Origin of the sequence: Rhodococcus artemisiae, assembly GCF_036327795.1 — a bacterium.
Classification (GTDB): Bacteria; Actinomycetota; Actinomycetes; order Mycobacteriales; family Mycobacteriaceae; genus Rhodococcus; species Rhodococcus artemisiae.
The window spans coordinates 31572-43195 of the sequence record NZ_JAUTXY010000014.1 but is presented as its reverse complement, the minus strand read 5'-3'; the positions used below and the strand labels follow the sequence as shown (position 1 = coordinate 43195).

11 protein-coding genes and 1 pseudogene are annotated in these 11624 nt (G+C 65.0%); 4 read left to right on the top strand and 8 right to left on the bottom strand.

What is annotated here, in order from left to right; translation table 11 throughout:
• The first annotated feature begins 93 nt into the window (after positions 1-93).
• Both Q7514_RS24570 and Q7514_RS24565 read left to right on the top strand, forming a co-directional pair.
• Positions 94-822 (top strand): IclR family transcriptional regulator, encoded by a 729-nt coding sequence (locus tag Q7514_RS24570; RefSeq protein ID WP_330135878.1) that lies wholly within the window; start codon positions 94-96, stop codon positions 820-822.
• 68 nt (positions 823-890) lie between these two features.
• Positions 891-1319 carry a hypothetical protein gene (locus Q7514_RS24565; protein WP_330135877.1) on the top strand — a complete coding sequence of 143 codons (429 nt, stop codon included), beginning with the start codon at positions 891-893 and terminating at the stop codon, positions 1317-1319.
• Positions 1320-1346: 27 nt separating this feature from the next.
• On the opposite strand, the gene Q7514_RS24560 is transcribed toward Q7514_RS24565, so the two are convergent.
• From Q7514_RS24560 to Q7514_RS24545, 4 genes and pseudogenes are all read right to left on the bottom strand, one after another.
• Positions 1347-1712 carry a VOC family protein gene (locus Q7514_RS24560; RefSeq protein WP_330135876.1) on the bottom strand — a complete coding sequence of 122 codons (366 nt, stop codon included), beginning with the start codon at positions 1710-1712 and terminating at the stop codon, positions 1347-1349.
• A 90-nt stretch (positions 1713-1802) separates the two neighbouring features.
• Positions 1803-2327 (bottom strand): flavodoxin family protein, encoded by a 525-nt coding sequence (locus Q7514_RS24555; RefSeq protein WP_330135875.1) that lies wholly within the window; start codon positions 2325-2327, stop codon positions 1803-1805.
• Positions 2328-2404: 77 nt separating this feature from the next.
• Positions 2405-3369: pseudogene (locus tag Q7514_RS24550) on the bottom strand (TIGR03557 family F420-dependent LLM class oxidoreductase).
• A 125-nt stretch (positions 3370-3494) separates the two neighbouring features.
• Entirely contained in the window at positions 3495-3674 is a 180-nt protein-coding gene (locus tag Q7514_RS24545) for an RGCVC family protein (RefSeq protein ID WP_330136028.1), read from the bottom strand.
• Positions 3675-4271: 597 nt separating this feature from the next.
• Here Q7514_RS24545 and Q7514_RS24540 point away from each other — a divergent pair.
• The gene (locus Q7514_RS24540; protein WP_330135874.1) at positions 4272-5834 is read left to right on the top strand and encodes an AMP-binding protein; all 1563 of its coding nucleotides are present in this window, start codon (positions 4272-4274) and stop codon (positions 5832-5834) included.
• Between the two features lie 33 nt (positions 5835-5867).
• Here Q7514_RS24540 and Q7514_RS24535 read toward each other — a convergent pair whose 3' ends face one another.
• The 4 genes from Q7514_RS24535 to Q7514_RS24520 form a co-directional block, all read right to left on the bottom strand.
• Entirely contained in the window at positions 5868-6716 is an 849-nt protein-coding gene (locus Q7514_RS24535; protein ID WP_330135873.1) for an HAD family hydrolase, read from the bottom strand.
• Between the two features lie 166 nt (positions 6717-6882).
• A complete protein-coding gene (locus tag Q7514_RS24530; protein ID WP_330135872.1) occupies positions 6883-7521 on the bottom strand; it encodes a DUF3159 domain-containing protein in 639 nt (212 codons plus the stop codon).
• A 61-nt stretch (positions 7522-7582) separates the two neighbouring features.
• Positions 7583-8887: a lipase family protein gene (locus Q7514_RS24525; RefSeq protein WP_408016177.1), complete on the bottom strand. Its 1305-nt coding sequence runs from the start codon at positions 8885-8887 to the stop codon at positions 7583-7585.
• Positions 8888-9275: 388 nt separating this feature from the next.
• Positions 9276-9881, bottom strand: coding sequence for a TetR/AcrR family transcriptional regulator (locus Q7514_RS24520; protein WP_330135871.1), 606 nt, complete (start codon positions 9879-9881; stop codon positions 9276-9278).
• A 151-nt stretch (positions 9882-10032) separates the two neighbouring features.
• Between Q7514_RS24520 and Q7514_RS24515 the strand changes: the two genes are divergently transcribed.
• On the top strand, positions 10033-11532 hold the full coding sequence (locus tag Q7514_RS24515) for an alpha/beta hydrolase (RefSeq protein WP_330135870.1): 1500 nt from the start codon (positions 10033-10035) through the stop codon (positions 11530-11532).
• Positions 11533-11624: the final 92 nt, after the last annotated feature.

Sequence of the window (11624 nt, the reverse complement as noted above, 5' to 3'; positions counted from 1 at the left end):
TGTGCGCAGAACTCTTCGCGTCCGGGCCACGCAGGTCTACGTTCGAATTTCATTGGTTGAAATCGTGTAGTCCATGTCACGGAGGTCAAGCCCATGACCAGCGCTACTCGAACTGGAGTCGCCCGGCGCCTGTTCAGCATTCTCGAAGCGTTCGAGGACTCCGCGTCACCGCTGAGACTCCACGAGATCGCGCGGCGGTGCGGCCTGTCGTCCGCCACCACGCTGCGGATGGTCCGCGAACTCGTGGACTGGGGCGCGCTCGACCGTCTCGAAGACGGCAGCTATCGCGTCGGCATGCGGATGTGGGCGATCGGGTCGCACGCGCCCTGCGTCCAGCGCATCCAACGGGAAACCACATGGCACCTACGGGGCCTCGCCGCTGCCAGTGGCCGCACCGTTGTGCTCGGCGCAGCCGTCGGAGGTGCGGTGATGATCGTCGACCGGGCCCTCGGCCCGCAGCGCGACGGCACTGCTGTCGAGATCGGCGACAGGTTCCCCCTGCACGCGACCGCAGTCGGCAAGGTGTTCCTCGCCGCGGGAGATCCGCCCACAGCCGTCACCGAGCGCTACACCCGCTACACCCTCGACATCGCCGCGCTCTCTGCGCCGCTGGCCCGGACCCGCCAGACCGGTATCGCATGGGAGCGCGAGGAGTATCGATACGGACGCTACGGCGTTGCCATCGGGATTCGTGGGCCGTCGGGACGGATGTCCGCGGCGCTCGGGATCGTCGGAGCAGCTGTGCCCGACGAGCAACAATGGGTCCGGTTGCTGCAGGAGACGGTGGGCACGGTGACCGAGAGCATCATGCGGGTGGGATAACCGTTCGTCCGGGATTGCGGCAGCGGATCAGTTGTCGATGCAGTTCCTGATCCAAGTACGTTGATCCCATGCGGCTACTCCCGATTGCGTCGACGATCTCTGCGCTCTGCGCGGTGCCGATCCTGCTTTTCGTCGTTCCACAACTGGTCGCCTCGGGAGTTGTCGAGGTCGGGGGCAGTGTCGAGTACATGGTGGTACTTCCGACTCTGATCGGGCTGCCCTGCTCACTCATCGGAGCCACCGCCGGGGTCGCCGGTCTACTCGGGCGGCACACTCGCGGGCTCGAGACGGTACTCATGACCATCGGCCAGGTGACGACGGTGCTGCTGGCGCTTGTCGTCGTCGTGTGGGCGTTCGGCTTCGCCTCGACGGGCTGGGAACTGCTGCTGTTGCCCACGTCGCTCATGGTCGGTCAGGTCATCGTGGCAGCGGGTCTGATCAAGACCGCTCGGCAATACAGGGCGTCACCAGTGGCGGGTCCCGACGCAGCCGAGTGACGCAGCGGGATCGATGCCGCCGAAAAGCTATTGATCGTCGTCCGAGTGGCTCACGATGTTGACCACGGTGCCGTCCGGCGCGCGCACGAAGAATCGCCGCACACCCCACGGCTCCGTCGTCAGCGGGTACACGATCTCGAACCCGCGCCGCTGCGCGTCCTCGTAGGCGGCCTCCACCTCGTCGCCGACGTGGATGGACAAGGCGGAATCCACGGGCGCTGTCTCGTCGCCGCTCACCAGTTGCACGGTGGCGCGCCCGTCCGGGGTCGTGAATCGGGCGACCCATCCCAGATTCATCTCCTCGACGGAAAGCCCGAGATAGTCGACGTAGAAGCTGCGGGCTTCCTCGATGCTCGGGACGTTCAGGTTTGCGGTGAGACCGGTGGGACGCATGTCGGTATCTCCTTCAGAATCGGCTGCGTTCCACCCGATTCCACTACAGACACGGCCGTCCCCGTGGCGGTTCGGGCTCACGCAAGTCCGTCACGCGCTATCCGTTCCGATGAGTGCGCGCCCCCATTGACTCGCACGTTCCGTTTCGCCAGGTGCAAGGACTGTCCGCTTGTCGACGAGAAAACTCTCCGGCTCTGCAACGAGAGTGAAACCGGCTTTGCGAAGTTTCTTGCCGATCGACTTCGATGCTCGGCCGGTCAACAACGGGTTGGCGTCGAGTCTCGTGTCGAACGCGGCGGCCTTCCCGGTGACCTGTCCGAGGGAAGCGAGCCATTCGCGCACGCCGTCGCTCTCTGCATCGGGTTCGAGGGTGAGCGGGTTGTCGGGTTTCTCGGCCGCCTCCACTGCGCCGTGGCGGGTGGTGGGCCTGCTCATGCCGTGCACGTGGGTGGGGCCGCCGACCACCACCAGGTCGTACGCGGTGAGATCTTCGTCCTTCGCGTCTGCAGCGGCGACGGTGGTCACCGCGGCAGCTTCTCCGATCCCCTGCGCAATCGCTTCCGCGACGTGACGGGTGTTCCCGTACATCGATTCGAAGATCACGAGAACCTTCATGGCGGATATCCTCTCGCCGGGAGAACTGCCGGCCTCGAGGCGACCGGCACGTCAACGCTATGCCCGTCGTGGCGTCGTCATTCGCGGATTACCGTCGACAGCACAGGTGCGAGTTCGTCCGTGTAGAACCGGAAGAACCCGTCGACGTCCGGCCCGGCATTCACAAGGGCGAGATGGTCGAATCCGGCATCCGCATACGTTCGGATCTTCTCCAGATGACGTTGCACATCGGGGCCGAAGGCGAAACTCTCGGCTATGTCCGATTCACGAACAACGGACGCCGCTGCCTCGAAGTTGACCGGATTCGGCAATTCCGCCTGAACCTTCCATCCGGTGGCAGAGAAGCGGAACAGAGTGTGGGCCGACGTCAGCGCTGCTTCTTCCGTCGGGGCCCACGACAACGACACCTCGGCATAGCGCGGCCCGTCACCACCGGCCTTCTTGTACTTCTCGACCAGATCGGGATCGGCATCCGTGGTGAACAGTCCGTCGCCCAGCTCTGCAGCGAGCTTCGCTGCCGGCCCGCCCGAACCCGCGATCACGATCGGTGGGAGCTCGTCGGGGAGATCGAACACACGCGCGTCCTCGAGCTGAATGTGGCGGCCGTTGTAGCTGTGGTAGCCGCCGCTCCACAACAGGCGGATCACTTCGATCGACTCGCGAAGCATTTCCGTCCGTGTCGCGGCGGGTGGCCAGCCGCGGGCCACCACGTGTTCGTTGAGCCGTTCACCGCTTCCCAGACCGAGGACGAACCGGCCTTCGGACAGGAGGGCTGTCGTCGCCGCAGCCTGCGCGACGATCGCGGGGTGATAGCGAATGATCGGGCATGTCACGCCGGTGGCCAGGCCGAGCGTCGAGGTCTTCGCAGCGATCGACCCCAGTATCGACCACGCAAAACCAGAGTGTCCCTGGTCGTGCAGCCACGGATGGTAGTGGTCGCTGATCTCGACGAAATCGAAGCCGCCTCCTCCGCACGCACTGCCTGCCGCACCAGCTCGGTCGGTGAATACGCCTCCGCGAACAGTTTGTATCCGATTTTCACAGCGACTCCGTTCACTCTTTCGGCAGTGCGCATGCATAGGCGCACACGATTGCCTCGTAGAGCGGTCTACCCACGGCGACGCTTCTCGAACCTGCCGACGACACGTGACGGGGTGAATTTCTCGTTCAGTACCGGTTGTAATGCTGCACAGTCTGCGCTTCGCCAGAGCAGATGCATTTGCGGTCGAGGCTTCGGTTCGAGGTCACGGCACAAAACCGAATACCGAGCGCATCGTGGGAATCCCTGCTGTGCGGACATGCCGTGCAGGACAGCGCTGATTCCTCCGCGCGTGCCGGGTTCAACATTTCGGTCGGGTTCGACGCCATGGTGGCGCTCCAGTTCTCGGCCTTTCGACTTCCGGCCGGGTACGCGCCGAGGACGACATGGCTGATCGCTCATATTCGAGTGTCCTCGGCAACCCCGAGGCTACCCTGCACCCGACAGGACCGCGCCATCCCCGCTTCTGCCGTCGGATTGGCGATCGCACACCCCTGACGCCAATGTGTCGCCGATCGGACGAGGGGACCGATCGATGGGGGAACACGGGGATGACCGACACGATCGAAGCCGACCTGCCACATCTGAGGTCGGTAACTCACCGCTTCGATCTACACGCCGAAGAACTGCCAGTTTGTCGCATCGCTGGGTCGCAGCCCCTGAAATCGATCTCAGCTCACCCGAGATTCAGGTTGCGCGAGCATATTTCGAGAGTCGCAGAAAACTACATTCGAACCGCTGATCTCGCGGATAAATCCGGGCGAATGATCCCACAAGGTCGCACCGCTGGACGGCGTCGGCGTTGACTCGTGGTCGGGGTACCGGTCCACCCGATCCCACTACGTGCACGAGGATCTCTATGACACGTCCCGCGGTCGGCGCCGCCCGCTGATACATTGGCATGTATGCTGCTCAGCCGCCTGATGCAGGACGCGCTTGCCGCCACACCCGATAAACCCGCCCTCATGTTCGAGGACACCGTGCTGTCATATCGGGAGCTCCACGACGCGATCGAACGTTCGGCCCGGGGCCTGCTCTCGCTCGGGATCGGCCGCGGCGATCGCGTGGCGATCTTCATGCGCAACCGGTGGGAGTACGTCGAGCTGTACTTCGCGTGCTTTCGCATCGGTGCGATCGCGGTGCCGCTGAACCACCGGTTCCAGACCGACGAGGTCGTCTTCGCCATCAACCACTGCACGGCGAAGTTGCTGATCGCCGACGAGTCGCTGCTGCCGATCGTGAAGGACGTGCCCGAGCAGGCGGCAAGTCTCACAGGGATGTACGTGTACGGCGGTGACGTGGCACCCGACGCTCCGAACCGGTGGAGCGACGTGGTAGCCGCGGCCTCCGATTCAGTCGCCTGGCCCGAGGTCGACGACGACGATCCCGCGATGATCCTCTACACCTCGGGCAGCACGGGCAAACCTAAGGGCGTCACCCACACCCATCGCTCGATCGGAGCGACCGCAGCGAGCCGCGTGACCACGCAACAGCTGGACGCCGACGACATCTCGCTGGCGGCCACTGCGATCTGCCATGCCGGGGCCGCGATCGGCGTGACATTTCCGACCCTGTACGCAGGGGGCACCGTGGTGATCCTCGCCGAGAGCGATCCGGGGCTGTTCCTCGACGCGCTGAAGACTCACCGGCCCACGCGCACCGTGTTACTGCCCGCGCAACTGCTCGACGCCGTGGTCGACCCGCGCGCGAAGAGTGTGGACTTCGGGTGCTTCCGCGAGGTCGCATGCGGCGGCGATCAGATGTCGTCCGACCTCTACGACGAGTTCGCGAAGGTCACAGACCTGCAGCTCAACCAGCTGTACGGTCTCACCGAATGCGAAGCCGTGAGCATGAACCCGCCGTTCGGGGTGGTCGAGCGTGGCTCTTTCGGCCTTCCCCGCGCCGGCGTCGAGGTGCGCATCGTCGCGGCAGCCTCCACTGCGGAGGACACCGACGGTTCGCAGGTGCCGGATGCCGCGCCCGGCGAAACCGGCGAGATCTGGGTGCGTAGCGACTCGGTGATGACCGGGTATTGGGACGACCCCGAGCACACTGCGGCGACCTTCGTCGGCGACTGGCTGCGCACCGGAGACCTGGGCAGCCGCGACACCGACCGCTACCTGCACTTCCAGGGACGCATCAAAGAGATCATCATCAAGGGCGGCTCCAACATCGCCCCCGGTGAAGTGGAGGATGTGCTCGAGGCGAGTCCCGGAGTCGAGCTGTGCGGGGTCGTCGGCACGCCCGACCCGCGGCTCGGGTCGCTCGTGCACGCGTTCGTCGAGCTGAAGCACGGACTCGCCGACCCGCCCACCGAAGCCGACCTGAGGGCGTTCGCCGCCGAGCGGCTGGCGGCCTACAAAGTGCCCGATCGCTGGACGTTCGTGACCGATCTGCCGCGTAACCACGTCGGCAAGATCGACCGGCACGCGCTACATCTTCGCGCGGTCGAACTCGATGCGATATAGGGCGCGGGTCGGCGGATCATGTCGCCGAGTCGCTCACCGATCACCCTGCAATGCAGCGGAATTCAGTGCGGCACCGGCAAGCATTTCGAGGTAGCCGGCAACACCGTCTTCGTCATTACTCGGCAGGACGTGGTCGGCGAGTGCGAGCACTTCCGGCAGCGCGTTGGACGGGCAGAGTGCCGTTCCTGCCCACGTCAGCATCGGGATGTCGTTGATGGCGTCGCCGGCGACGACCACCTCCTCGGCAGAGATCCCGTCGACAGCGCAGAGCTCGGCGAGCGCGCTCGCCTTGGACACGCCGGACGCCGCCATCTCGACGTACGGCGCGCCGGAGTGCGTCAGCTCGACACCGTCGATGCCGGCCGCCACTGCCGCCCGGTACAGCTCGGCACTGGGAACCTCCGGATGTCGGGCGACGATCTTCACCATCGGCTCGTCGATGTCGGGCAGCACTTCCGACAGCGCCATCTCGTGCGGATGCCGGTGGTGGTCGGCGAACTCACACAACGCCGCGTACGCCCGCTCGGCGACGAAGCGGGTAGGGCCGACGTTCGCGAACACGACACCGGGCATCAGCGTCCGCACCCGGTCCATCGCCGCCGCGGCCGACGCCACCGCAATAGGCGTCGTCGCCGTGATTACCGGAGTGCCATCGGCCAGGTCGAGGACCACCGCGCCGTTCGCGCAGATCGCCTTGCCGCGGAATCCGCACGACTGCGCCAGTTCGTGCACAGAATGCCGAGCGCGAGCCGTCGCCCACACCACCTCGACTCCCGACCGTCGCGCGTCTTCCATGGCTTGGGCGGTGCGAGAAGAGATCGTGCGGTCAGACCGCAGCAGGGTGCCGTCGAGGTCCGTCGCGAGGAGCCGAATTTGCGTCACCTTCGCATGATGCCAGGCAGCACATGCACCCCCACTCGAGGGCCGGCTCGGTGGCTGCCGTGAGCTGTGCGATGAGATGGCAGATCGTCATGACCGCGCGCACAGCAGCGGCCGGATGCGCCGTCCGCTCGACGTCACGGATTACCTGCTGTGCTCGCCTCCCCTTTCAGGCGGTAGTGCTCGACGCCTCCGCATTTCGTTCGGCGCGGTCGGGGTAGGTGTTGGTGAAGTGGATCATCCAGACGATCAGGCCGATCGGGACTACCCAGTTCAGCAGGAAATCGATCAGGTATGGACTGTCGGTGCCCGTGGCGTGGGCGTCCAGGACGGTGACGAGCACCGCCGCAGCCCCCATCACGGCAATGGCGACACCCCACGTCGCGGACAGGACCAGGTTGATCCGCCTGAACAGCGGCGAGTCCCAGTATTCGCGAGGTGTCGACTGTTTGGCGTACTCGGCGGTGAACGGTCGGACGGACGAGGTTGCCAGCAGGGCCAGACCGAGGACCACACCGACCAGCGGACGTCCCCACTCGTACAGCCACTGGTCCACGCGGTGGTCGCCGATGAACCCGACCACAGCGATCACGGTGAACAGGACCAGCGAATAAATGTCGAGCTGTATGGGGCTTGACGTACGTCGCCCGTAAATGACGAACACGAGGCTCATCACGGCAGCCAGCAGTGCGCTCCAGGCGACGCCGTCCGCGGCCAGCCGTTGGGCCACCAAGGTGAACACGATCCAGGGAATGAAGCCGGCAAAGATCGACAACGGATTCAGATTCTTGGTTGAAGAGTCAGACATGGCACTGCGTCCTTCCAGTCGGGTGGTGGGTAGGGCCGAGGTGTGCAGGGATCTCCGGCGGTCACGGAACCGGAGTGGGGGCGAGGGCGTTTCCGGGACCCACCGCGGCGCAGTTGTCGGTGGGGGCTGCGCCGGCGAAACGGTCGGTGAAGAACTGCGCGGTCTGCGCCTGGAACGGTAGGAACGCGTCGCTGTGCGAAAGGCGGTCGTACTGCGCGTAGGTGACGGCAACGCCACGCTCGCAGTATTCGTGCGCCAAACCTTCGACGTCGGCGGTGATCATCACCGAATCGCCGGTACCGTCGACATCCCCTACTGCAAGCAGCATCGGCACCTGCGGAGTGCCCGCTGTGCCCATGATGTTGTCGTTGATGGCTCGGACGACGCCGGGGATTTCGAGCAGCGACGTGTAGGGACCCTGAAGCATCTCGGTGTCGGTCAGGCCCGGGTAGTGAGAAGCGAACGCGTTTATGCACTGGGAGCTGACTGTGTCCACGATCTGCTGCCCGTACGGGTTGAGGAACGCGGCGGTATCGAGACCGTAGGTGCGCTGGTAGGCGACGATCAGTGCCGGGATGACCCCGGCCCAGTCCTTGCTGCCGCTGACGTAGGGCAGGTTGTGGGCCAGATTCACGGGCAGGCCACCGGCTGCCGCGCCCACGATGTTCAACTCGGGTGCATACGCCGGCGCGACCTCCGCACCCCACTGGGTGGGCACCGATCCGCCGGAGTACCCGGCCAACCCCACCGGTGTCGACGCGGGAAGACCCAGCACCGACTCTGCGGCACGGACACCGTCGAGTGCCGCGTAGGCCGATTGGCGTCCGATGGTCCACTCGAGGTCGGGTCCCTCGTAGTCCGGGACCACCACCGAGTATCCGGACGCCAGGTAACCGGTGATCACGCCCTGTTCGAACGTGCCCGCCTGACTGTAGGTGCCGTTCCCGGTGAGGGTGTACGACGGATCACACTCGGACCCGAGCGCGTCGTACGCCATGTGATACGAAATCAGCTTGGCCGGGCCGGGGAGCAGCGGACGCAGGATCGTCGCGACCGTCGTGGTCGGGCGGTCGAACTGGTCGGTGGTCCGATACAGCACCTGGGTGCTCGTGATCGGTGTGTCCTGATCATGGAATCCGTAGGGCATCGTCCGGGTGTCCAGCACCGAACCGGGTGCGACGTCGTCGAGCGGCCCGTCCCACGTGTAGAACGGGTCGGCCGACGGCAACGGAACCACCATCGGGGCCGCTGGCTGTGCGGCTACTGTGCCCACACCGGCCACCGTCCCGGCGAGCAGGACAGCGGCGGTGAACACGGCACCGGCACAACGCGGTACCGGACGGGCAGGAAAGCTGACTGGGGCCATGTCGGGAAGCCTGTCTCGGACAAGGCTGCCGCCCAGAAAGAGGGCGGAATACTGTCCGTCGTCGGATGAGAACCAGACCGGGACGGGATCCGGCGTGCGGAGCGAGTCCTCGGCGCGACGCTGCCTCGAGCAATGATGCGATGCGGAACAAGATCACCGATGTTCAGCGGCGGAAGCACGCGCACCCCGAGCATGATCGCATCGCACACCAACGCAGCCGGAGCACCCATCCGTCGTATACATGATTGTCGAACTTGTCCCAGTTGTCGCAGTAACCGGAGAATCAATAGGAAAGTCCGTCACGCGACTCGCTCCACAGCGACCCGCTCTGCCCGGGGGTCGCGATTACCGATCAGACCCTCGATCTGCAGAGCGACGGCTCGGATGATTAGGCGGGAGAGTCGAGAATCGCATCGACCGCGGTGTAGAGGATCTCGGTTTCTCGTTGAAGAATGGAGTGATCCGACGGTAGCGCTCGCTCCATCGACAGGCCGCTGAGAACAGTGTTCAGAAGCCTTGCATACGCTGTGATCTCACCTTTGGGTAGAGCGCCTTCATTCGCGAGAAGCGTGAGCCAGCGTTCGACCCTGCGCTCCCCTTCACTTGTCATGGCGACGTACGCAGTTCGGATGTCGTCGGTGGGTTCCGGGACGACGAACGCGTCGAAGAATTTGATCCAGGCCTGTCGTGATCGCTCACCTACCTCCACACTCAGAACCTGCCGCAGGCACCGAACCAACCGGTCGCGAGCCGGCACCGACGTGTCGTGAATGATCTCGCTATCGGGTGTGACCACGTCGTAGATCGTTTCGAGGACGGCGTCGCGCAGTGCACGCTGCGTCGGGAAGTGGTGACGCAGCGACCCCATGCTCACCCCGGCTCGGGCCGCCACAGTCCGCACGCTGAGCGTCGATGCGGGGTCCTCCTCGATCAGCTCGCAGGCCGCGATGATGATCCTCGCCTTCGTGTCGAGACCACCCTGATCTTGCTCCATCGTCCCACTCCTCCATCACCAGCACACTGCACTAGCACGCCGTACTAGCACAGTGTGCTACCGTCGGGTCACCCCGCAATAGTACAGCGTGCTGGTCGCTGCCGTTCCAGCGGAGAAACCTCGTCCAACCTGCAAGTTCGGGAAGGAACACATGAAACCTCGCACCACGACCCTGACCGTTGCGCTGACCAGCATGGTCGTCGCCGGCTGTTCGCAGGCCCCTGCACACATCAACACGGAGCCGATGGGCTCGACAGATGTGCAATGGAGCGCCTGCCCCGAGGGCGTCGAGAATCCAGAAGACGGCCCGCCCCAGTTGCAGTGCGCCACTGTGCCCGTCCCCCTGGACTACGACGATCCCGAAGGCACACACATCGACATCACGATTTCCCGGCTACCCTCGAACAACCCCGACACACGACGAGGTGTGTTGCTACTGAACCCGGGCGGCCCGGGTGGCACCGGCCTCGATCAGCCCAACTTCCTTGTATCGCAGGGCATATCGCCGAGCGTGCTGGACAGCTACGACCTGATCGGTATGGACACCCGCGGAGTCGGACACTCCTCGCCCATCAGTTGCGGATTCACCGACGACCTGGCGTACTACGGCGCGGTCCCGCCATACGTCGTGGACGAGGCAGCATTCGCCGAGCAGACGGCAACTGCGAAGGAAGTCGCCGGACGATGCGCAGCCAACGACCACGACGGCCGACTGCGCCACGTGAACACGGCAAACATGGCCCGCGACCTGGACCGCATCCGGGCAGCGCTCGGCGAGGAGAAAGCAAGCTTCCTCGGATACTCGTACGGCTCCGCGCTCGGTGCCGCGTACGCCTCGATGTTCCCGCAGAGTGCGGATCGGGTGGTGCTCGACAGCAACATCGGCGACACCCACCTCGATCACGACGGGATGCGCAGATACTCGCGAGGCATGGAGGAGACGTTCCCCGGCTTCGCGGAATGGGCTGCTGCACGGCATGATCGATACGGATTGGGGGAAACACCGCAACAGGTGCGCGACACCTACTTCACCATCGCGGAACGTCTGGATCGAACGCCCGTGGACGGGGTCGACGGCCGCCTGTTCCGATTGGCCACCTTCGTCACGTTGTACAACCAGGCGTCCTACGAGACAGCAGCCGAGAGCTGGCAGTCCTTTCTCAACCCCACCGAGGCGGCAGCACCCGCGGACGAGCCACCGACGGGCAACGGGCCATCGGCAGCAGACAACAGCTGGTCGGTATTCCTCGCGGTCACGTGCAACGACGTCGAATGGCCCGACGATGTCGACGCCTACCGACGAGCGGTGGACGAAGACCGCGAGACCTATCCGCTCTTCGGCGCTGCGACCGCGAACATCATGCCGTGCGCGTTCTGGCAGCACACGCCGGCCGAGCCGACCGTGTCGATCGGTCCGGAGGGACCGACCAATGTCCTGATCGCACAGAACCGACGCGACCCTGTGACACCTCTGCGCGGCGGTGAGCTTCTCGATGAGAAGTTCGGCGAGCGATCACGGCTGCTGACCGTCGATGGAAGCGGTCACGGGGTCTACGCCCTCGGCAACAACCCCTATGCACAGGACATCATCACCGACTACCTGGTCGAGGGCGTCATGCCCGAACAGGACACTACGTGCGGCGAGGCTTGACCATGCCCTAGGGGCACGGTGTTTCGTTGTGGTGAGCGGCCGACCGATCTCGTCACCGAACCGGTCGCCGTGTCGCTCACGACGCCCCTACT

Coding starts and splice junctions, on each gene's coding strand:
- Q7514_RS24570 (WP_330135878.1), top strand. CDS start 94: ATGACCAGCGCTACTCGAACTGGAGTCGCCCGGCGCCTGTTCAGCATT.
- Q7514_RS24565 (WP_330135877.1), top strand. CDS start 891: ATGCGGCTACTCCCGATTGCGTCGACGATCTCTGCGCTCTGCGCGGTG.
- Q7514_RS24560 (WP_330135876.1), bottom strand. CDS start 1,712: ATGCGTCCCACCGGTCTCACCGCAAACCTGAACGTCCCGAGCATCGAG.
- Q7514_RS24555 (WP_330135875.1), bottom strand. CDS start 2,327: ATGAAGGTTCTCGTGATCTTCGAATCGATGTACGGGAACACCCGTCAC.
- Q7514_RS24545 (WP_330136028.1), bottom strand. CDS start 3,674: ATGTTGAACCCGGCACGCGCGGAGGAATCAGCGCTGTCCTGCACGGCA.
- Q7514_RS24540 (WP_330135874.1), top strand. CDS start 4,272: ATGCTGCTCAGCCGCCTGATGCAGGACGCGCTTGCCGCCACACCCGAT.
- Q7514_RS24530 (WP_330135872.1), bottom strand. CDS start 7,521: ATGTCTGACTCTTCAACCAAGAATCTGAATCCGTTGTCGATCTTTGCC.
- Q7514_RS24525 (WP_408016177.1), bottom strand. CDS start 8,887: ATGGCCCCAGTCAGCTTTCCTGCCCGTCCGGTACCGCGTTGTGCCGGT.
- Q7514_RS24520 (WP_330135871.1), bottom strand. CDS start 9,881: ATGGAGCAAGATCAGGGTGGTCTCGACACGAAGGCGAGGATCATCATC.
- Q7514_RS24515 (WP_330135870.1), top strand. CDS start 10,033: ATGAAACCTCGCACCACGACCCTGACCGTTGCGCTGACCAGCATGGTC.